This is a genomic window from Streptomyces sp. PA03-3a, assembly GCF_033792735.1.
Classification (GTDB): Bacteria; Actinomycetota; Actinomycetes; order Streptomycetales; family Streptomycetaceae; genus Actinacidiphila.
Genome location: NZ_JARAVM010000040.1, coordinates 31,075 through 52,400 on the forward strand (window position 1 = coordinate 31,075; position 21,326 = coordinate 52,400).

Below are 21,326 nucleotides of genomic sequence, written 5' to 3' on the forward strand. Positions count from 1 at the left end.
CGGCTCCCAGGGGCCGACGGCTGTTCGCATGGCGGCGAGGTGGGGGAGAGGTGGCGAGGCGTCCGGACCTCACCGAGTCCATGATCGCCGATATCATCACGCTCGGGGACCACTGGCTCGTGCACAGCCCAGATCTCGACGCCTACCTTCCGGATCGGTTCCGTAGGCGTCTGGCCGCCCGTCGGGACAAGGTCGTGCGGTCCGCGCTCGTCATCCACGCTGCGACCGCACCGCGGGAGATGCCGGAGCAGCTCATCGACGATCCCGATTGGCTTTGTCCACTGGAACGGACAGCAGATGTCCACCACTTCGGGAGGCACTGGAGCCTGCCGAGGATTCGAACGGTGATGCTCAGCGTCGTGGCTGTGCTTCGGCCCCACAGCGACTTGAGAATACGTTGGCCGGTCTGCCGCGGAACTGCGAGGATGCCCCTCTGTTCCCGAGCGGAGGACGTTTGTTCGTTTTCGTGTGTGTGCGGTGTGGCTCCGAGCTGACCGCCCCATTGTCCCAGGTTGCCCTGCCGGCCCACGCCCGCCAGAAGTACGGGAACGGGCTTCAGCTTCCGGTGCTCATGCAATCGGGGACGTTCGCCGTGGAACTGGAGCCCTGGGGGCCGCCGTGGCGAAGGTGGGAGGAGATCGATCCGGGCGAGGCGGCTGCCCGCGGCATCTACGCGCCGGTCCACGCCCTGTCCGAAGCCGCGCCCGGCGCGGTCGTCATCGCACCAGGAGACACCCGTGGCGCCGTGCTGATCCCGGAGAAGCGCGGTGGCGCCTGCTGCGGCTTCGACGGGGGTGACGGCCCCAACATGGCCTGCGCGGCGTGCGGTCTTCCCGTGGCGAGCAGGATCGACGACTGCTCGCTCTGGCAGGCCGTGTGGCTCGCCCCGAACGCCGTGCGCCGCCTTCCCGTCGAAGGCGCCGACGCCGGACCGCTGTCCTGGGCGGACCTGCTCGCGGAGGGGGCGGGCGTGCCCCCGTCCGAGCCGATCGCCCCGTGGGGAGAGCCGTTCCGCGCGAGCGACCGGTGGCACTGGAGTCCCCAGTGGGTGGCGGCAGCCGGGCAGGCGCTCGCCCACCTCCTGGTGGCCTCCGACGGCCGGGCGGTAGCCGTGCCGGACGGCCTGACCGCCATGATGTTCCAACGCGCCCTCGACACCCTGCTGCCAGCCGGCGGGCCGAGGCGGCGCGCCGTCCTGGCCGGACCGGGACAGCCGGCCCACGACGGCGCCGACGTCCTCCTCGTGCCGTCCCACCCACAGACCGGGAAGGCATGGACCCCGGCCACTCCGGCGCGCTTGGTTCCGTTGCCGTTCGGGGTGTGGCTCCGGCTGGTCTTCCCCGAGCCGCAACTGCCCACCCCCTCATCGGGTCCGATACCCGACGGCGTCCTTCGCGACGACCCGCCCACGCCAAACGTCCATGACGTGTTCCGGATCGACTGGGGAGTCTTCCAACGAACCCTAGCCCGGCTGCCGGCCGTCCGCAGCCCGTGGCTACGCGAGATCCACGACAACCTCACCCAGTACATGCGCACCGGCCTCCTCTAGCGGAGTACGTGTGCCAGTACCGATCGAACAGCGCCGGACAGCAGTGCCTCCCGAAGTGGTGAACATCTGCTGTCCGTTCTCATGAACAAAGCCAGACGGGTGGGTGCTGAGCGGCCCGAGGGCGGATGTCGAGGTCGGAGCACACCTCGCCCGAGGCGACGAGTCGGCTGGACGGGCCGCGCCCGATCCCGCCTGTGCTGTGCCATCCGCTCCACCCCTGGCGAGGGCCTCCCGACAGACCGTGCGGCTCCACACATGCCATCGCGCCCGGTTCCCCTTCCCCCAGGGGCTGGGGGAGGGGGACTTTCAGGCGTAGGGCCTCGGCGGGGAGCCGCTTCACACGGTGGCGGTTCACACGGCTGGTGGCGCCGCCGTCTCCTTGAGCGCGCCGTCGGCCAGCCGCAGCCAGCGGTTGATCCCGATCTCGGCCAGGAACCGCTCGTCGTGACTGACCACCATGAAGGCGCCCTGATAGGAGTTGAGCGCGCTCTCCAGCTGCCCCGCACTGACCAGGTCGAGGTTGTTGGTGGGCTCGTCGAGCAGGAGCAGATGCGGTGCCGGCTCCGCGCACAGCACGCAGGCCAGGGTGGCGCGCAGCCGCTCGCCGCCGGAAAGCACACCCACCGGTAGATGGGCACGCGCGCCGCGGAAGAGGAATCGGGCGAGTATGTTCATCCGCTCCGCCTCCGGGCGCTCGGGCGCGAACGCGGCGAAGTTCTCCGCCACGGTGCGGTCCGGGTCCAGCAGGTCCAGACGCTGTGACAGGTAGGCGATCCTCCCGTCATTGCGCTTGATCTCCCCGCTCTGCAGGGCGAGATCACCGGTGACCAGCCGCATCAAAGTGGTCTTGCCGGCCCCGTTGGGTCCGGTCAGCGCGATGCGCTCGGGACCCCGGACACTGAGGTCGACGCCGCCCGCCGCGAACACGTCCTCGTCACCGAGGCGGACCTGCATGCCTTCGCCCAGAAACAGGTTGCGCCCGGCGGGCACCTGGGTGCCGGGCAGCTCCAGCTTGAGTCGCTGTTCGTCGCGCAGGGCCCGTCCGGCCTCGTCGAGGCGAGCCTTGGCCTCACTGACCCGGGAGGCGTGCATCGTGCCGGACCGGCCCGCGGCCTCCTGTGCGCCGCGCTTCATGTTGCCGGCGAAGATCTTGGGCAGACCGGCGTTCTTCAGGTTCTTGGCGGCGTTGCTCGCCCGGCGCTCGGCGCGCTCGCGGGCCTGCTGCATCTCCCGCTTCTCCCGTTTCAGTTCCTGCTCGGCGTTGCGGACGTTCTTCTCGGCGATCTCCTGCTCGGCGCGGACGTCGTCCTCGTACTCGGTGAAGTTGCCTCCGTACATGCGTAGTTCGTCGCTGCCGAGTTCGGCGATGCGTTCCATGCGGTCAAGCAGCGCACGGTCGTGGCTGACCAGGAGCAGACAGCCGTTGAAGTCCGACAGCACGTCGTAGAGCTTGTGCCGGGCCTGGAGGTCGAGGTTGTTGGTCGGCTCGTCGAGCAGCAGGACGTCGGGGCGCTTGAGCAACTGGGCGGCGAGGCCGAGGGAGACCACCTGGCCGCCGCTGAGCGTGCTCAGGCTGCGGTCCAGAGTGAGGTCGGCCAGGCCCAGACGGTCGAGCTGGGCGCGGGTGCGCTCCTCGATGTCCCAGGCGTCACCGATGGTGGCGAAGTGCTTCTCGTCGACGTCCCCGGACTCCACGGCATCCAGGGCGCGGATCACTGCGGCGACGCCGAGCACCTCGGCGACGGTGAGGTCGCCGGTCAGGGGCAGGGTCTGCGGGAGGTAGCCGAGCGTGCCGTTCACCGACACCGAGCCGGCGGCGGGCTTCAGCTCACCGGAGATCAGCTTGAGCAGGGTGCTCTTGCCGGAGCCGTTGGGTGCGACCAGGCCCGTGAGGCCGGGGGTCACGGAGAAGGACAGGTCGTGGAAGACGGGGGTGTCGTCGGGCCAGACGAAGGAGACGTTCGAGCAGACGACAGCAGCGTCGGACATGGGAGAGACCTCGAAGTACTGAGGGCAGAGCGTAGACCTCTGCCCTGGGCAGACGTGGAAGAAAGGGGTACGACGAAACCGACCACCTCGGCGGCGCCTCTGAGCGCAGGCCGGTGGCCGTCAGGTCCGGATCTCACCCGGAGATGTCGTCTTCACCCACCACGTCTATGACTCCTCTGTGTACGTTCTTCGTCCCACCACCATAGCAACCCGCTCCCGACTTCTGTCTCCCGTCGCCCACCGTGATCGCGAAGGGGGCTCCTGCCGCTGCTCGGAGCCGGCCGCGTGTGGCTCTACGCATGTTGCCGAAGCGACGGTTGGTGCACGAGTGGTAGATCGCGGCTGTAGTGTGAGGAGCATGATCGAGGTCGACAGACTCTAGCCGCCGAACTGCCGGTGGCTCAGCCGGGCGGGCAATGGCCCGCAATCGGTGACCAGCCGTCCCTGTCGCGTAGCAGCACGAATCCATCCTTGCGGGGGTGTTGATCGCACTGCGCGTACTTCATCGGCACGTTCGCGCAGTAGCGACCCCGGTCCTGAACCGCACGATCCCGGCTCGCCATGCCTTCGTCCGTCGCCGCACACGTCTGTCTGCTGCCGCAGGGCCCCGGCGTTGCGAGCAGGGGTGTGCGGCGGTGCGGCGTGCCGGAAGTCTCGACGCGTCTCCTCACGGCCCGTGGTCGGTTGTCCCGCCGGCGCCGCCGGCGTCCACAACCCTTCACGAAAGGGCCTCAGGGCATGCAGCAGCGCACCTCCCGCTCCCGGGTCCGTCACCGTCGTGCCCACTGGAAGGCCGCCTCACCGACGCTCGCACCCTGCACGAATCCCCGGTGAGGCAAGCCCACTCCAGCACACCGGGGCAACGAGCGCCGCCCTGACGCGCTCCTGGTCCTGCCCCGGCCCAAGCCCCTGCTGTCGTGTGGCGGGTGCGTGGTGATTCGGTTGCCGTGGGGGTGGCTGCTCCTCTCGACCATCTGGTGAATCATCCCGGTCGGAACAGCTAGCCGAGCACCGAGAGCAGCCGCAGGCTGGTGTGGCTGTCCGTTCCCGGTACCGCGGTGTACACCAGGAGCCGCTGGGACTGGTCGGGGTCGACGAGCGTCTGGCAGTCCAGCTCCAGCAGGCCGACCTGCGGATGATGGAACCGCTTGGGCGCGCAAGAGGGCCCGAGCACCGGGTGCTCGCGCCACAGCCCCGCGAACTCGTCGCTGGCCCGGAGGAGTTCCGCCACGAGTTCGCCGGTGCGGGAGTCGGCTCCGTCGCGGGTGTACGTGCCGTACAGGTCCGCCGCCATCAGCCGGCTCTGCTCCGGGGCGTCGCTTTCGGGGACGAGGCGGGAGGCCGGGTCGGTGAACCAGCGGTAGTGCGCGCTGCGGGCCCAGCCGGTGTGGGCCGTCTGGTCGCCGAGCAGTGCCACGGCCGGGCGGGTCTGCCGCAGCGTCTCGCCCAGGTGGTTCATGACCTGGGCGGGTGTGTCCTCCAGGCGGTCCAGGATCCGCATCATGCCGGGGTTGATGTGGTCGCCGCGGCGCACCCTGCGGGGCAGGGCGTGGCCGGCGAGCCGGAACAGGTGGTCGCGTTCCTCCAGGGAAAGGTGCAGGCCGCGGGCGATCGCGGCGAGCATCTGCTCCGAGGGGTGCGGGCCCCGCGGCTGCTCCAGACGGCTGTAGTAGTCGACCGACATGTCGCACAGGGCCGCCACCTCCTCGCGGCGCAGCCCGCCGGTACGTCTGCGCCGCCCACGCGGGAGCCCGATGTCCTCCGGCTGCAGTGCCTCCCGGCGTGCCCGGAGGAAGGCCGCCAGCTCGGCTCGGTCCGCCACGTGCCTTCCGTCCTCTCGTGTCTGTGCGTCGGGGCTCCGGCCGCTCCGGACCGGCCGCCCGGGGCGCCGTCGCCCAACGTGCAGACTAACTCCGCGCGGGCTGATGCCCCGGGTGACCAGGGGGCCGCGGACGCCCTCCCAGGCAGTCCGCGGCCCCCGGGCCGGGGGTCAGCGGGTGATGGCCTTGGTCTCCAGGAACTCCTCGAGACCGGCCCGGCCCATCTCCCGGCCGTTGCCGGACTGCTTGTAGCCGCCGAAGGGTGCCTGGAAGTTGTGCGGCCCGCCGTTGACGTCGACCTGGCCGACCCGCAGACGCCGGGCGATGGCCATGGCGTGCTCCTCGTCACCCGTGACGGCGGCGTTGAGGCCGTAGATCGTGCCATTGGCGATCTCGACGGCGTGGTCGTCGTCGGTGTACGGGATCACCGCGAGGACAGGGCCGAAGATCTCCTCCTGGGCGATGGCCGAGCCGGGGTCGACGTCGCAGAAGATCGTGGGCCTCACATACGCGCCGCCCTCGAAACCGTCCGGGCGGCCGGGGCCGCCGACGACGAGCGTGGCGCCGTCGGCGATGCCGCGCCGGATGTAGCCGTCCACGCGCTGCCGCTGGGTCTCGGAGGCGAGGGGGCCGATGCGGGTGGCTTCGTCGGCCGGGTCGCCGACGGCGTACCCGGTGGCCGCGGCACGCAGTTTCTCGACGACCGCCTGCTGGAGGTGCTCGGGCACCAGCATCCGCGAGTAGGCGCCGCAGGCCTGGCCGCCGTTCGCCCACGCGTAGCCCAGGCCGCGGTTGACGGCGAAGTCGAGGTCGGCGTCGGCCAGGACGATGTGGGCCGCCTTGCCGCCCAGCTCGAGTGCGACGCGCTTGACGGTCCCGGAGGCCGCCGCCGAGACGCGCCTGCCGGCGGCCGTGGAGCCGGTGAACGACACCATGTCGATCTTCGGATGGCGGGAGATGGCCTCGCCGACCACCGGGCCGGTGCCCTGCACGACGTTCAGCACGCCGTCCGGGAGCCCGGCCTCGGATGCGATCTCCGCGAACATCCGGGCGCTGAGAGGGGAGAGCTCCGACGGCTTGAGGACCACCGTGTTGCCGGCCAGCAGGGCCGGGACGACCTTCGTCACGACCTGCTGGAGGGGGAAGTTCCATGGTGTGATGGCGCCCACGACGCCGATCGGCTCCCGGACGACCAGCGAGTTCTCCACCGTCTCGGTCCACTCGAACCGCTCGGCCGCGACGATCGCGGCCTGGGTCGCCGCCACCGGGAATCCGGCCTGCGCCTGCCGGGAGAAGGAGATCGGGGCGCCCATCTCCACGGTGATCGTCGCCGCGAGCTCCTCGGCGTTCTTCGCCATTCCGTCGGCTACCCGCCGCAGCACGGCGATGCGGTCCTCGGGCGAGGTCGCCGACCAGGCGGGGAAGGCGGCCAGCGCCGCGTCCACCGCCTGGTCGACGTCCTCAGGTGTGCCCTGGGCCAGAGAGGCGAGCACGGAGTCGTCGGCGGGGTTCACGACGTCGAGCAGCGGCCCGGAGCCGGGGACGGCGCCGCCCCCGATCCAGTGCGACGGGGCCGGGAAGGGAGCATCGGAATATTCGTTCATGCCGCCAGGAAACAGCGGCCGCCGCGCGGCAACCATGTCCGGCCATACCCATGATCCAGGTCACTCGACAGGCCCCCGGGGGAGTCCGGCACCGTGACGCTCCCGGCCTCTCGGCCCAGGTGGCTTCGTCGCTCCATGACGGCGCCACCGCGAGGCGGTCTCCGCTGCCACGGCGGGGCAGGCGTCGCCGGGCGTGCGCGGGTCGACGTCGGTGTCCCTGAAGGCGACGCAGGCGGCCATGATCTTGGACATCTCCCCGCGCCGGTTCCCGGCACGGGCGGGGCCCCCCGCGCGAAAGGAGGGCGTAGGACGGAGCAGTGATCAACGTCAGGTACTCCTGGGAAGCTCCCACGGGGTCTCCGTGGCCGCCGGCGCCATGATCTCCTCGGCACCCGCCGGACAGGAGAACCCCCCGCGCAGGGGCTTCGACCCGTCGGGCCCGCCTCCCTTCCGGGGAAGCGGGCCCTCGTTGCACCAGACGGCAGGCGTCAGCTGCAGGTCCGGTAGTTGTAACCGGCGTTCCGCGAAGCGCCGTCCGCGTCGACGAACTGGTAGACGCCGTCCGGGAAGCGATGCAGGATGAAGCTGCGGCCCGCCGAGCCGACGTAGGTGAGATACAGGTCCGACTCAGTGCCCGAGGAGTAGTTGATCCGCCCGGCGGCATAGCTCCAGCTCGCCTTGCCGGCGCTTCCGTCGGCCGTCAGGCCGGAGGCCGACTGCCAGTTGGCGGTCGCGGTTTTGGTCCGGCTTCCGAAGTCGCCGTCGATGTCCGAGGCGGACGAGAGGTAGCCGTTTGCCCACAACACCATCTGCCACAGACAAGTAGCGTTGGAAGTCCTGTTCGTGTTGGTGTCCACGACGCCCTCGTTGCCCCAGTCGTCGCTCCAGGCTCCTGCCCCGTAGACGTATTCGAGGCCGCTGTAGGTTCCGTTCGCCGCGGCCGGGGTGGTGCTCATGGCGAGGACGGCGGCGGTCAGCGCCCCCACCGTGCACGCGCCCCACTTGATGCGCTTGGTGTGCGAACTCACGAAGACTCCCGGATTCGGGCCCCCCTTGGAGCCGGACCGGGCCATTACACAGCCTCCGACAACTGATCCATACGGGTAGTTCACGCCAAAGATGATCACGTTTGCGCCAGCTCGTCGGCTGTGCCGGGGCCTTCTACGACCGGCACCGCGGCGGCCCAGACTGCAACATGCCCGGCGCCACCTGGACCAACGGCCGCTGCCACGTCCTCGCGAGCGGCCCGTGATCGCCGCGTTCGCCCTGTGACCGATCGCCGTATGGCAACTCAGCCCGCGAGCCGTCGCCCGGCTGTTCACCGCCCGCTGACCCGAAAGCCAGCGCGTCGGCGATCATCTGTCCGGCCCCGCAAAAGTACGACATGCCGTGCTGCGACCTCGTTCCGGTCCGACCGGGATCGCGTCTCTGGGAGTGGTGCAACTCCGGGACGGCAAGGTCCCCCGCCGTCCGCCGCCGGCTTATTGCGCGACGGCCGGTGCCCGCACCCTCACGGGGTATGGGCACCGGCCGCTCGCGGGTGCTACTTCAGGCCGAAGGCCCGAGTGACGGTCTGGGTGATACCGCCCCCGTTGTGCTGCTCGGCCGTGACGCGGACGGACACGTAACCGGCCCGGGCCGGCGCGTGGAGCTGCGCCTGCCAGGTGCCCTTGCTCTCCTTCAGGTCCTGCGGCTGCCAGGAGGCGCCGTCGTCGTAGGAGACCTCGAGCTTGACCGAGGAGACCGCGTCCTTGGCGTCGTCACTGCCGAGGACGACCGGCTTGACGGCGAAGTCCGACGTGCGCTTCGCCCGGCCGTCGAGGTCCACCGCCGTCTCGTAGTCGAGCTGGACCAGCGGGATGGCCTGGTTGTCGGCGGTGCCGGACTGGAAACTCCATTCGCTGTGCGTGGTGGAGGAGTAGGGGGTGACGTCGGTGTTCCCCTTCGCGTCGACCACGAGCCGGTAGGGAAGCTTCTGCGGGGCCAGGCCGCTCACCTGGAAGTCGGAGTACGGCCCGGACTGGTACACCTTCCTGTCTCCCTGATAGAGGGCGAAGTCATACGACATCAGGCCGGATTGGCCACCGTGGGCCGATCCTCCGTCGCCGAATGCCGTGATCGTTCCGACCATGACGTCGCCGACACGGTACGGGACCTCGAAGCCGAGCATGCGCGGCCGGATGAGGGGGCTGGACCAGTGCTCGCTCTGCACGCTGCCCGGCCGGTAGCTGACGATGTCGGTGAAGGTGGACAAGCCGTCGGTGACGTCGGTGTACTGCTGCCATTTCACGCCGTCGCCGGCGGAGACCCAGTCGGTGCGGGGACCCGGTGCGACCGGCTCCCTCGGGAACGACGGGAGGCGAGTCGTTGCGCCGGCGTAGGGGTATCCGGCCGGCCAGTACACGTATGACGGACTGTCCTCGCGGCTCTCCTTGATCTGCTTGCCGGTGGACGAGGTGAAGACGTTGTCGATGCGGGCGAGGCTGCCCGGGTCGGTCGCCGCGGAGGGGTCCTCGGGGATGCCGCCCTGGTGATAGTCGGCCAGGTCGTACAGGTACTGCGGCGAGGGATGGGCCTCGACCTTCAGCTTGGTCTTCCCCGGGGACGAGATCTTCTTGATCAGGTCCGCGCCCTCATCGACCGTGAGAGACGCGACCGGCATGAGCCCGGTCGTGCCGTCCGGGTCGCCGTACCAGTCGACCAGGCGCCCGTCGGCGTTGTTGACCACCAGGAGCATCGCCGCTCCCGCGGCGCGCGCGGCTGCCGCCTGGTCTGCCGGGGTCACCCAGGCGTCGGCGCGGACGACCACGGCCTTGCCGCGGGCGGACAGGCCGGCGTAGTCGGCGGACTTGCCGGTGCCGGCGAAGACGGCCTCGACGTGCGAGGTGCCGTCCTGGAACGGTGCGGAGCCAGGCTGCACCAGCACGGTCTCGTCCAGGCTGCGCCCGCCGTAGGCGATCTTCAGCGGGGTCTGCTTGGCCCGGATCCGGGTGGTGAAGACGAAGCTGCCCTTCTTCACCTTGCCCTTGGTGGGAAGCGCCCACAGGCTGTCGTACCCGGGCGAGGGCAGAACCATCTGCTGCAGCGCCTGATGGTCGTTGGGCGTGGGCTGCGACGAGGTGAAGGAGCGGTAGAGGTCGATCCTGCTGGTGGTGACGACCGTGGGCTTGGGGGTGTCCACCTTGATCTGGCGGATGCGCGACGCGTCCAGTTCCACGTCCATGTCGGCCTTCAGGTCCACCTCGGGCGCGGTCAGTACGGCGTAGCCCAGGGAGTGCGGGCCGTTGCGGCCCTCCACATCCATCGTGGAGACGACGGTGTAGGAGCCGGGAGCCCAGCGGCTGGTGAGCTTGCCGTCCGGGGCCCACATAATGGTGGTGGTCCCGTCGGCGCCGGTGATCTCGACCTCACCACCCACGGGCTTGCCGGCCTTGTCCTTCAGGCGGACCGTCAGGTCGTACTTCTCGGCCTCGACGGACATGCCCACCGCCGTGTGCACGACGCCGGCCGCGGAACGCGCGGTGACCTGGCCGGAGTACAGACCCGCCGCGAGACCCTTCGGGTCGGCGACGACCTCGACCGTCGAGGTGCCGCGGGCCGGGACCGTGACACGGTCGGCGCCCAGGGTGAACGCCCCCGCGGGCGAGGCACCGCGGTCCACCGTGAGCCGCAAGGTTACGGCGCTGTCCGTGGTGTTGGTGTAGGTGATCTTCCGCTTGACCGGATCGTGCTTGTGGTCCTTGGTCCAGCGCACCAGCCCCACGTCCACGGACCCGGTCGCGACGACCTGGTCGTGCACGTAGGCGGCGCCGACGTCCAGACGACCGGTGCCCGCCTGGTAGGGAGTGTAGGCGGGGGTCGGCGCGCTGGTACTCATCAGCGCGTCCTTGATCTGCTGCCCCGACCACTCCGGGTGCTTCTGGGCCAGCAGCACCGCCGCCCCGGCGACGTGCGGCGCCGCCATCGAGGTGCCGCTTTCGGTGCGGTAGTAGCCTTCGCCGCCCGTCATGTACTGCGAACGTGCCGCCAGCACCTCGACGCCGGGCGCGGTCAGATCGGGCTTGAGGGCGTCGTCCTTCAACCGCGGCCCGGCCCCTGAGTTGTAGGCGAGGACGTCGGAGGAGTCCACCGAGCCGACGGTGAGCGCGGCGTCCGCGGTGCCCGGGGCGCTCACGCTGTAGGGGTCGGTGCCCTCGTTGCCCGCGGCGATGACGAACAGCGCGCCCGTCTCGGCGGTCAGCTTGTTCACGGCCTGGCTCATGGGATCGTCCTGGGTGTGGTATATCCCTATCCCCAGGCTCATGTTGATCACCTTGGCATGCTCGGTCCGCGCCGCCCACTCCATGCCCGCGATGATCCCCGAGTTGGGACCGGAGTTGTCGTCTCCGAGGACCTTCCCCACGATCAGGTCCGCGCCGGGGGCGACTCCCTGTTCCTTCCCGCCGGAGGCGGCGCCGGTACCGGCGACGGTGGAGGCGGTGTGGGTGCCGTGGCCGTTGCGGTCGACCACCTCCTGGCCCTCTACGAAACTGCGGGACGCCACGACGCGCTTGACCAGGTCCGGGTGGGTGGGGTCCACTCCGCTGTCCAGAACGGCGACCCGGACTCCGGCTCCCGTGCCACCGGCCTTCCTCGCCTCAGGAGTGCCGATCTGGGCGTTCGACTCCGCCATGGTCGCCTTCGCCTTGGCGTCGAGCCACACTTCGTCCACGCCGGCGGCGAACGCGGGGGCACCCGTATCGTCCGCGCTTCCGGCGATCCGTGCCGCCGACCGCGCGACGTCCTGGCCGCTGGTGTCGGTGAGCGCCGACCAGAAGGTGGCGGCCTTCGACCGCTGGGCCTTGACGGCCGCTCCGTTGATGGACGGCAGCTGGAGGGTGGCCTTCGCCCCGGGCAGACTCGCACCGGACGGCAGTGCGTCCTTCGCGGCAGCGCTCTTGCGAGCGACGGCGCCTTCGGACTGAGTGACGATCAGCGGCAGCGCGTTGACGTGGGCGTCGTCGTAGCCCTGGGCAACCAATTGCGTAACATTGAAGAGCTGCTTGTCCAGCCGACCAGTGGCGATGTAGGGCATCGCCTCATCGGGGTACACGTAGGTGTCGCCGTTCTCGACGGCGACACGCACCGAACCCTTGGCACCCGCCGCACGCTGGACGTCGTCCACCGACACCGCACCACCGGGCTCCTGAGCCGCCTTCACCTTGTCACCGGTGATCAGCGTCACCGAGACCGGCACCCGCTGCGCGCTGCCCTGTCCGGCTGCGGCGGCATACGACGGTAGGGAAGACGTGGCGCCGGACGCGGTCGGAGAGACTATGAGGCCGGCAACGACAGCCGCGGCAAGGGACACCGCAGATCTTCGGGGAGATGGAACTCGCAACAAACCCTCCATGATCAGTGTTCGGAGCGCATCTGACCATCGATGACGAGGATTTGTAAAGTCATTGAACTTATGGCTGCCAGTCGATAGCCTGCGAGGCTTTCGCGCCCCTCGTCAAGGGGCCGGCGACGGCCGTGTGCCGGAGGCCGGCCGCGATGTCCGCCCCGCGACGGCACGCGAAAGAGAGGCTGTTGTGACCCCTTTCGGGGGATGGTGAACGTTTCGGTACGTCACCCGACCGGAGGCCGTCCTGCTTTCCACGGCCTTCTTACACAGGCGAAACATCGCGGTATCACCGCCTTCACGCAGTCCCTGTTGCATCGGCGTCTGGAAACACGCGCAATGGCCCCACGACGTGAAGATCTCGCTCCGCCGAGGCAGGCGATCATCCATGAGCACCGGGCTGCGCTGCGCGCGGGTGCCGACCACAGTGCGGCGGCTCGCACCCGTGGGGACGGCGTGCGCTCCGCTGCTTTCGGTGGGCGCCGTGCGCATCGGGCGCCGGCTTCCCCCGCACCGCCCGGCTCGACCCGCCGGCGGCTTCCGGTCGGCAGACCGCTTTCCTGCGGCGCGCCCACCGGCGCTACTGACTTCGGCTGGTCAGGGTGACGTTGGGATGTCGAGGGTCGGGCCGGTGCCGGCTATGAAGCCGTCGAGTCTCTCTGCTGGACAGTCCCTACCTGATCGAGGAATGAGGTCTTCTCGCGCCTGCCGTGCTCCTCTCAGGCGGCGGGCACTACTGGATTGCGCTCGACTACCGGGCATCCGGCCGACACGGGGAACCATGGGTGACGTGGTTCGACATCGACCGTAATGAAGAGCTCGCCCTCGCCCCGGACTTCCGATCCTTCGTCGAGGGCCTTACCTCCGCCGGTGACTTCGACACCGAAGACATACCCGACTGACGTGTGACCGAGGCATTGCCCATCGGCACACAGTATTAGCTCAGCCATCACAGCACGGCGAACGTTGCCTGATGCGGCATAGCCGTGTAGGACACGGTCTTACTCGCCTAAGCGCCTGGTTCGTGTGGGACTTGGGTTGCCGTCGGCAAGGTAATGGCGCGACAGAATTGACGGACGTGTGTCACGCAGTCGAAGCGTCGCCGGTCTGAGTGGGCATGAGTCAATCCCTTGAATCGAAGACCGGTGTCGACGGCCCGGTGACCGTCATCAAGAGCTACATCGTGCCGGCGGACGAAGCCGACCACTTCACGGAGGCGTATCAGGAGAACGCCAGGATCATGTCCACCCAGCCCGGCTTCGTCCGCTCCCGCCTGCACCGTCCGCTGGCCGATGCGCCCGAGACGCGGTTCCTCCACATCGCCGAGTGGACCTCGGGCACCGCTCTCGACGAAGCGACCGCGAACCCCGAGTGGCATGCCGCGCTGCAGCGCCTCTTCGACGATCCGCGCCTTCACATCACCTCGGAACCCGCCAGTTACCGCGTTGTTGTCGAGCTCAACGCTTCCTGAGAACACGCCGGTAGCACCAGCCGGTCAATATCCATGGGTCATGCTCACGCCGCGCGTACGGTGTCGTGAGTCCGAAGACGGCACCAGGGATGAAGCCCCCGACTGGCGCGGTGAGGCCTGCACCGGGTGTGGTCCCTGCTACTGCTGACTTCGCAGTCCCAGGAACGTACGCGCCATGCGCAGGTGCAACCGCTTGCCGCGGGGGTCGGATCCGTCCTGTGTGACCCGGCCCGCGCGGAATCCGCGTTCCGGCAGGATAGGCGCATGCATCTCGATGTCCTGCGAATCCGTGACGACTTCCCCGCGCTGAAGGAAAAGGTGGCCCACTTCGACGGGCCGGGCGGCTCACAGGTGCCCCGCCAGGTCGCCGAGGCGATGGCCGCGGTGATGTGCTCGGGCATCTCCAACCGGGGCTCGGTGACGGCAGCCGAGCGCCGTGCCGAGCAGGTCGTGCAGGAGGCGCGGCAGGCCATGGCGGACCTTCTCGGCTGCGAGCCGCGCGGCGTCGTCTTCACCCGGTCGGCGACGCAGGCGGCGTACGACGTCTCCCGTGCCCTGGCGCGGCAGTGGACAGCCGGTGACGAGGTGGTCGTCACCCGTCTGGACCACGATGCCAACATCCGGCCGTGGATCCAGGCCGCGGAATCCGCCGGTGCGGCGGTGCGGTGGGCCGCGTTCGATCCCGCGAGCGGCGAGTTGAGCGTCGACGCCCTGCGGGAACAGCTGTCCGGCCGGACCCGGCTGGTGGCGGTCACCGGGGCGTCGAACCTGCTGGGCACGCGCCCCGACGTGGCGGCGATCGCCGCGGCCGTCCACGAGCTCGGAGCCCTGCTGTACGTGGACGGGGTACACCTGACGCCGCACGCGCCGGTCGACGTGGCCACCCTGGGCGCCGACTTCTTCTCGTGTTCGCCGTACAAGTTCTTCGGCCCCCACCATGGTGTCGTGGTGGCCGATCCGGGACTGTGGGAGGAATTGCGACCGGACAAGCTGCTGCCTTCCAGCGATGCCGTGCCGGAACGCTTCGAGCTGGGCACTCTGCCGTACGAGATGCTCGCGGGCACCACCGCGGCCGTGGACTACATCGCCTCACTTGCGTCCTCCGCGGGCGACCGGCGCAGCCGGGTGCTGGAGTCGATGCGAGCGGTCGAGGCATACGAGCAGAAGCTGCTGAGGCGGCTGCTGGAGGGGCTGTCGGGCATCGGCAGGGTGCGGCTGTACGGTGCGCCGGCACGCCGTACGCCGACGGTGTTCTTCTCCGTGGAGGGAGTGCCCGGCCGGGAGGTCTACGAGCGGCTGGCGCGGCGCGGTGTGAACGCTCCCGCGGGCAACTTCTACGCGCTGGAGGCATCGCGGCTGCTGGGGCTCGGCGACACCGGCGCGGTGCGTGCCGGGCTCGCCCCGTACGTCGACGACGAGGACGTGCAGCGGCTGATCGACGGTGTCGCGGAGGTGGCCGGGTGACCCGCGGAGTACTGGTCACGGGTGCGTCCCGGGGCACCGGTCCGGCCGCTGCCGCGGCGCTCGCGTGGGCCGGGGACCAGCAGGCCGCTCTGGACCTCGATGATGCACCGCCTTCGCGCTGCGACCGTGGCGCGCCCGACTCCGCCGTCCCCGTTGACCCGGCCATGTAGCGGTTTCGCGAAGCACTCCGGGTCTGCGGCCCGATGATCAAGGAACTCATTCACGTGCGCTTCGGCGACGGCACCATGAGCGCCGTCGACTGCCGTTCGGACGTCCGGCGCGTTCCCGATCGGGCAGGCGAACGGTCGGTGGTCGTCTTCGACGGCGAGTTCCCGCCTTTCGCGTGGTCTGGCCGATCCTCGGAGGGCGGCCCGGCCCTCGCTGAACGGTGCCGGGACCAGGCGCGAGCCTCCCGGGGGAGCCCCGTCACGTGCCGTCATGTCCGGGGTCCTGTACGCCCAGGGGGGGCGCGCCGTCAGGCCGGCGCCCGGTACAGGTCGCCGGGTTAGACTCGCGCCCCGGACGCGAGAAGGAGCGGGCACGTGAGCGCAGCACCCATACGGTTCGGCATCGTGGGCAGTGGCTGGCGGGCTGAGTTCTTCGCCCGGCTGGCGAAGGCGCTGCCCGAACGGCTGGCGGTGGCCGGCGTGGTGACGCGCTCGGCCGAACGAGCCGCCCGGGTGGAGGCGGAGTGGGGGGTGCCCGCCCACCGGACGGTCGCTGAACTGTGCGGTAGTGACGCGGAGTTCGTGATCCCGTCGGTGCCGTGGGAGGTGACGCCGCAGGTCGTACGGGAACTCGTCGAGCACGAGGTGCCGGTCCTCGCGGAGACACCGCCGGCGCCCGACGTGAGCGGGCTTCGGAATCTTTGGGACGCCGTGGGAGGGGCGACGCGCGCCGGGGGTGGCGCACTCGTCCAGGTCGCGGAGCAGTACACGCTGATGCCGGGCCACGCCGCTCGTATCGCACTCGTACGAGAGGGGGTGATCGGCGAGGTGACGTCGGTCCAGGTGTCCTCGACGCACATGTACCACGCGATGTCGCTGATCCGGCACACGCTGGATGTCGGTTGCGGGCCCGTGACGGTGTCGGCCCGGGCCTTCACCGCCCCGCTCGCCGACCCGCTGTCCCCAGGCGGCTGGTCGGACGACCTCACGCCCAAGGACGCCGTCACCACTCTGGCTCTCATGGACTTCGGCGGGGCCCGCACCGCCCTGTACGACTTCACCGACAACCAGTGGTGGAATCCGCTGCGCGCCCGCCGGATCGTGGTGCGCGGCTCGCTCGGCGAGATCGTGGACGACACGGTGGTGCGGATGGCCGATCCGCGCACACCGGTGGAGTCCCCGCTGGTGCGTCGCCGCACGGGCACCGACCTCAACCTCGAAGGTGCGGAGGTGCACCACATCTCGTTCGACGGACGGGTGGTGTGGCGCAACGACTATCTGGGCGCGAGCCTGTCCGAGGACGACCTGGCCGTGGTGGACCTGCTGTGCCGTACGGGCGCATGGGTCCGGGACACCGGCCCGGAACCGTATCCGCTGGCCGAGGGCTGCCAGGACCATCTGCTGGCGTTGGCCGTCGAGGAGTCGGCGCTCACCGGGGCGCCGGTGACGACCTCGGTGGAGGCGTGGGCGGCCCGCTGACCCGCCGTCCGCCCGGCCCCCTTCGTGCCCGCCCGCGGCCTCGCCGCCGCCATCCGCTGCTGCGAACGGCTCGTCCGCCCGACCACACGGGACACGGTCGTGGCGGGCTCACCCGGCCGACGCACGGGGGGTTCGCGTCACGGCACGGGGCTGTGCCCGCATCCGCAGATCGCGTGGCCTCAAGGTCATGGCGAGGGCGGGGCGGGTTCTGTGGCCGGGCAGGTGTGCCAGACGCCAGCGGGCGGCGATGGTCGCAAGGGCGAGGGTGGCCTCGGTCGTGGCGCAGCGGGTCCATCGCTGATTTCCGCCCTGCTCATGCCGCGGCCGCGTAATTGCCGCGGATGAGGCAGGTCAGGTTGGACAGATACGGCACCCGGCCGAGACGGGGCCTGTCCTGAATCTGGTCGGCCTGTACCAGGCCCGGCCCGGATGCACCCAGCAGGACGCCCGGAGGCAGGCTGTCGCCCTGCGCGACCGTATTCTGGCCCGCTTCATCGAGGTTCGTGACATCGGGGGCGCGGCAGGTGGCAGGCAGCAACCTCACAGCACTGCGAAGTGGCCGCATGACCGACCTGCAGGGCTTCCGTGCGCACCGGTCCGCCGGCTTGTGGAGCGCATCGACTGGCAGGGCTCTGCGGAGCCGAGGACCGCAGATGACCGTAGGCACTGATGCCGTGGCACATCGTGGCCGTGGAGCCTCGCGCCGGTCGGCGAGCGTGGTCGTGATCGCGCCGACCTCGGACGTGGCTTGCCGACGGCGCACGGATCCGACGTCGCCGACGGGTTCGGCGGCCAGGCCCACACCGGCCTGCCGGTACGACGGCGCTCTCTCCGGCCGCTGCGAGCGACCCGCCTCGTCGGTCGAGGCATGTCACCAGATGAAGGACGGGTTGCGTGTCAGGGCCGTCATTGGACGGGCGGTTAACGGACGCCGGGGATGTGAACAGTGCGGCTGGACCGTAACGGCTGATCAGCGGCTGAGGTCCAGCCTCGGTACCCGCGATAGCCGTATAAAAGCCCACCAACTCGCGGAGTGGTCATGTCATTTGACCGCCCCCGTCGCAGGGCGGGAAGTTCACCTGTGACCGCGAGCATCTGCGGCCATGAGCAACCTCAGTCGCCGCATCTTCATCCTAGGCGGGCTCACCACCGCGAGCGTCGCAGCGCTCCAACTAGGGGCGATGGCCCAGCCGTCGGCCGCCGCCACCCCTCCCTTCCCCTTCACGCTCGGTGTCGCCTCCGGCGAACCGGACGACAACAGCGTGGTTCTCTGGACGCGTCTGGCGCCCGCACCGACCAACGCGGACGGTCAGGGCGGCATGCCCAACGCCGACGTCACCGTCGACTGGCAGGTGTCGACCAACCAGAACTTCACCAACCTCGTCAGCTCCGGTACCTCCACCGCGCGCTACGCACAGGCCCACGCGGTGCACGTGCTGGCCGGCGGACTCGCCCCGGACTCGGAGTACTACTACCGGTTCCGGGCCCAGGGATTCATCTCCCCGGTGGGCCGGACCCGCACCGCGCCGGCTCCGAGCACGGTCGGGCGAGACTTCACGATGGCCTTCGCCTCGTGCGCCCACTACGAGCAGGGCTACTACACCGCCTACCGACGCATGGCCGACGACCGCCCCGACCTGATCCTGCACCTGGGCGACTACATCTACGAGGGCGGCGCCACCTCCGGCGCCGTGCGCCAGCACCTCGGCAGCGAGATCGTGTCGCTGGCCGACTACCGCCGTCGCTACGCGCTCTACCGCAGCGACCCCGACCTGCAGGCCGCGCACGCGATCGCGCCGTGGCCGGTCGTGCCGGACGACCACGAGGTGGAGAACAACTACGCCAACATGGTCCGCGCCGACAGCAGCCCCGCGTTGACGGCGGCCCAGTGGACCGCGCGACGCACCGCCGCGTACCAGGCCTACTTCGAGAACATGCCGCTGCGGGCCGCCGCGGCCCCCTCCGGCAACAGCATCCAGCTCTACCGCCGGGTCCGCTGGGGCACCCTCGCCACGTTCCACATGCTCGACACCCGCCAGTTCCGCGACGACCAGGCCTGCGGCGACGGGACGAAGGTCTGCGCCGACGCCGATCTGCCGTCCCGTTCCATCACCGGCGCGGCTCAGGAGGCATGGCTGCTCGACGGACTGGGCCGGCGTCTGGGCACCTGGGACCTCATAGGCCAGCAGGTCTTCTTCGCCCGCAACGTGAACTCGGCGGGTGCGATGAACATGGATGCCTGGGACGGGTACCGGGGCAGCCGGGCGCGGATCCAGCAGGGCATCATCGACCGCGGCGTACGCAACCCGGTGGTCCTCACCGGTGACGTGCACGCGTCGTGGGGCAACGACCTCAAGGCCGACTACGCCGATCCGTCGTCGGCGACGATCGGCTCCGAGCTCGTCTGCACCTCCATCACCAGCACCGGCAACGGGAGCGCCACCACGACGATCCCCAACGGATCCCTCAACCCGCATCTGCGCTTCTACTCCGAACGCCGCGGCTACGTCCGCACACGCATCACGCCGTCGCAGCTCACAGCCGACTTCCGGTCGGTGGCGACGGTGACCGAACACGGCGCGCCGGCGACCACCGCCCGGACCTTTGTCATCCACGACGGAAAGCCGGGGTTGGCCGATGCGTAAGCTCTCCGTACTCGGCGCGGCCATAGCCGGCCTGGTCGCCGTCCTCGCCACGGTCGCCCCGGCCTCGGCGGCCGGTCCCTCGTCCTGGGCGACCGCGAACAGCGACTCCGCCGGTGACCAGGACACCCCCTCGATCGCGGCCAACCGCCTCGGCGACACCGCGGTGGTGTGGGAGGACGACCGCGACTCGACCAACCCGGGCGACAACGCGCACAGCGACGTGTGGGTGCGGATGTACCGCAACGGCGTCTCCGCCTACGAGAAGAAGCTCTCGGCCGGCGGGACCTCGGGGGTGGCCTGGCGGCATCTCCAGCCCGACGTGGGACTCGACGACCGGGGCAACGCCGTCGTCGTGTGGGCGGAGGACCCGGACGGCAACGGGTTCTACAACGTCACCTACCGTGTGCTCTCCCCGGCCGGGGCGCTCCTCGGCTCCGGCCAGGCCAACGCGAGCGCCGACGGCCAGCAGATCCATCCGCGCGTCGCCGTCGATCCGGACGGCGCGCCCAACAGCACCACGGCGGTCGCGTTCTCCGTGGTGTGGGAGGACATCCAGGGCACGGCGGCGGCGACGGTGAAGGCAGCCGGATTCACCGGGACCACGACCAAGGCCTACGAGGTGACCGTCAACGCGGCCGGCGGCGCGCACCACAACCCCGACGTCGCGACCTCCGCCTCGGGCGACGCCGTCGTCGTCTGGGACGAGGACACCGACAACGACGGCGTCTACCAGATCGGTCTGGTGAAGCTGGCCAAGGCGAACGGGGCGGTCGCACTCAGCCGCCGCAGTGCCAACAGCCTCGGCGACAGGCAGCAGCAGCGCCCGGCCGTGGCCGCCGACTTCAACGGCGACTTCGCCGTGGCGTGGGAGTCCGATCACACCGGGACCCGTGGCGTCTGGGCCCGATCGTTCACCGCGACCGGCACCGCCGGCTCGGCCGAGGTCGAGGTCTCCGGCGGAGCCGGAGCGGGCAACCCCACCGTCGGCATCGACGACCAGCGCGACGCCGTGGTCGGCTGGAGCGTCGCAGGCACCGATCCGGCGGTCTGGGCCCGGGGCCTCAACCCTGACGGCACCTTCGCGGGCCGGTTGCCGGCCCAGTCCGTCAGCCAGGTCACGCCCGGTCGCCAGGAGCAGCTCTCGCTGGCTTCCTCCCCGTTCGGCGCACTGTCCATGGCGTACACCGATGACAACGACGGCAACACCTTCGACCAGGTCCTGCTGAGTCTGGGGGCGGCCAACTCGGACTGGTGACGTCCTCTCGGGCTGCCCCGGGTGGGGAGAGATCCGGCAGTCGGTACCGGAACCGCGCGAGCACGCGGTCCTCCGGCACCGCTGTCGGATCACCGCCGTGGGGCAGCCCGGAATCGCTCGTGCCCGTCGCGGCCTTCAGGAGTCAGCCGAGGCCCTCCCGCCCATGCACGCGGTTCCCGTCCAGATGAGGACGCGGTCATCGATGGCTTCCGCAGCAGCGGTGACGTGATCAGGTCCGTCGACCGACGGGGTGAGAGCGCGCGGTGGTCGGCCCTGTGCGGCCTGACTTCTGGACGGGCGGGGGAGAGCCGCGGGATCGGGTCGGCGTAAGGGCTGTGCCGCGCCGCCGACGACGTCACTCCTCCCGAGGTCGGTGCCGGGGACGCTGAGCCGTCCGGCGCCGAGATGTCCCGGTGCCGTCCCCACAGGCGGTTTCGCCGTGGTCTCCGCCCCACCGGACATCACCGCCCTCCGGACGGGCGGAGGCAGCCAGGCGGAGT

14 protein-coding genes and 1 pseudogene are annotated in these 21,326 nt (G+C 70.3%); 9 read left to right on the forward strand and 6 right to left on the reverse strand.

The features are described 5' to 3' along the window. The first annotated feature begins 454 nt into the window (after positions 1 to 454). The gene (locus PV342_RS34335) at positions 455 to 1,549 is read left to right on the forward strand and encodes a hypothetical protein (RefSeq protein ID WP_500320108.1); all 1,095 of its coding nucleotides are present in this window, start codon (positions 455 to 457) and stop codon (positions 1,547 to 1,549) included. A gap of 351 nt (positions 1,550 to 1,900) precedes the next feature. Here PV342_RS34335 and PV342_RS34340 read toward each other — a convergent pair whose 3' ends face one another. Next, the gene (locus PV342_RS34340) at positions 1,901 to 3,538 is read right to left on the reverse strand and encodes an ABC-F family ATP-binding cassette domain-containing protein (RefSeq protein ID WP_500320109.1); all 1,638 of its coding nucleotides are present in this window, start codon (positions 3,536 to 3,538) and stop codon (positions 1,901 to 1,903) included. Positions 3,539 to 4,276: 738 nt separating this feature from the next. On the opposite strand from PV342_RS34340, the gene rpmF reads away from it, so the two are divergent. Then, the gene (gene rpmF / locus PV342_RS34345) at positions 4,277 to 4,372 is read left to right on the forward strand and encodes a 50S ribosomal protein L32 (protein ID WP_391580543.1); all 96 of its coding nucleotides are present in this window, start codon (positions 4,277 to 4,279) and stop codon (positions 4,370 to 4,372) included. Positions 4,373 to 4,538: 166 nt separating this feature from the next. On the opposite strand, the gene PV342_RS34350 is transcribed toward rpmF, so the two are convergent. The 3 genes from PV342_RS34350 to PV342_RS34360 all read right to left on the reverse strand — a co-directional run bounded on the left by PV342_RS34350 (position 4,539) and on the right by PV342_RS34360 (position 7,990). Beyond that, a complete protein-coding gene (locus PV342_RS34350) occupies positions 4,539 to 5,360 on the reverse strand; it encodes a helix-turn-helix transcriptional regulator (protein ID WP_500320111.1) in 822 nt (273 codons plus the stop codon). A 168-nt stretch (positions 5,361 to 5,528) separates the two neighbouring features. Next, positions 5,529 to 6,962, reverse strand: a complete 1,434-nt coding sequence (locus PV342_RS34355; RefSeq protein ID WP_400804572.1) for an aldehyde dehydrogenase family protein — start codon at positions 6,960 to 6,962, stop codon at positions 5,529 to 5,531. 488 nt (positions 6,963 to 7,450) lie between these two features. Further along, complete coding sequence (locus PV342_RS34360) at positions 7,451 to 7,990, reverse strand: peptidoglycan-binding domain-containing protein (protein WP_400804575.1); 540 nt, start codon at positions 7,988 to 7,990, stop codon at positions 7,451 to 7,453. Between the two features lie 101 nt (positions 7,991 to 8,091). Between PV342_RS34360 and PV342_RS34365 the strand changes: the two genes are divergently transcribed. After that, the gene (locus PV342_RS34365) at positions 8,092 to 8,214 is read left to right on the forward strand and encodes a hypothetical protein (protein ID WP_500320113.1); all 123 of its coding nucleotides are present in this window, start codon (positions 8,092 to 8,094) and stop codon (positions 8,212 to 8,214) included. Between the two features lie 291 nt (positions 8,215 to 8,505). On the opposite strand, the gene PV342_RS34370 is transcribed toward PV342_RS34365, so the two are convergent. Next, positions 8,506 to 12,186, reverse strand: a complete 3,681-nt coding sequence (locus PV342_RS34370; protein ID WP_500320115.1) for a S8 family serine peptidase — start codon at positions 12,184 to 12,186, stop codon at positions 8,506 to 8,508. A gap of 1,318 nt (positions 12,187 to 13,504) precedes the next feature. Between PV342_RS34370 and PV342_RS34375 the strand changes: the two genes are divergently transcribed. The 4 genes and pseudogenes from PV342_RS34375 to PV342_RS34390 all read left to right on the forward strand — a co-directional run bounded on the left by PV342_RS34375 (position 13,505) and on the right by PV342_RS34390 (position 16,926). Beyond that, on the forward strand, positions 13,505 to 13,816 hold the full coding sequence (locus tag PV342_RS34375) for an antibiotic biosynthesis monooxygenase family protein (RefSeq protein ID WP_400804582.1): 312 nt from the start codon (positions 13,505 to 13,507) through the stop codon (positions 13,814 to 13,816). A gap of 264 nt (positions 13,817 to 14,080) precedes the next feature. Further along, a complete protein-coding gene (locus PV342_RS34380; protein WP_500320117.1) occupies positions 14,081 to 15,280 on the forward strand; it encodes a cysteine desulfurase-like protein in 1,200 nt (399 codons plus the stop codon). 182 nt (positions 15,281 to 15,462) lie between these two features. Beyond that, positions 15,463 to 15,789 (forward strand): annotated as a pseudogene (locus PV342_RS34385) (cyanase); the annotation flags it as partial. Positions 15,790 to 15,822: 33 nt separating this feature from the next. Beyond that, the gene (locus PV342_RS34390) at positions 15,823 to 16,926 is read left to right on the forward strand and encodes a Gfo/Idh/MocA family protein (RefSeq protein ID WP_500320119.1); all 1,104 of its coding nucleotides are present in this window, start codon (positions 15,823 to 15,825) and stop codon (positions 16,924 to 16,926) included. A gap of 313 nt (positions 16,927 to 17,239) precedes the next feature. On the opposite strand, the gene PV342_RS34395 is transcribed toward PV342_RS34390, so the two are convergent. Next, positions 17,240 to 17,464 (reverse strand): hypothetical protein, encoded by a 225-nt coding sequence (locus PV342_RS34395; RefSeq protein WP_500320121.1) that lies wholly within the window; start codon positions 17,462 to 17,464, stop codon positions 17,240 to 17,242. Between the two features lie 565 nt (positions 17,465 to 18,029). Between PV342_RS34395 and PV342_RS34400 the strand changes: the two genes are divergently transcribed. Both PV342_RS34400 and PV342_RS34405 read left to right on the forward strand, forming a co-directional pair. Continuing rightward, positions 18,030 to 19,571, forward strand: coding sequence for an alkaline phosphatase D family protein (locus tag PV342_RS34400; RefSeq protein ID WP_500320123.1), 1,542 nt, complete (start codon positions 18,030 to 18,032; stop codon positions 19,569 to 19,571). Continuing rightward, positions 19,564 to 20,826, forward strand: coding sequence for a hypothetical protein (locus tag PV342_RS34405; protein ID WP_500320125.1), 1,263 nt, complete (start codon positions 19,564 to 19,566; stop codon positions 20,824 to 20,826). The genes PV342_RS34400 and PV342_RS34405 overlap by 8 nt, the downstream gene beginning before the upstream one ends. The last annotated feature ends 500 nt before the right edge of the window (positions 20,827 to 21,326 follow it).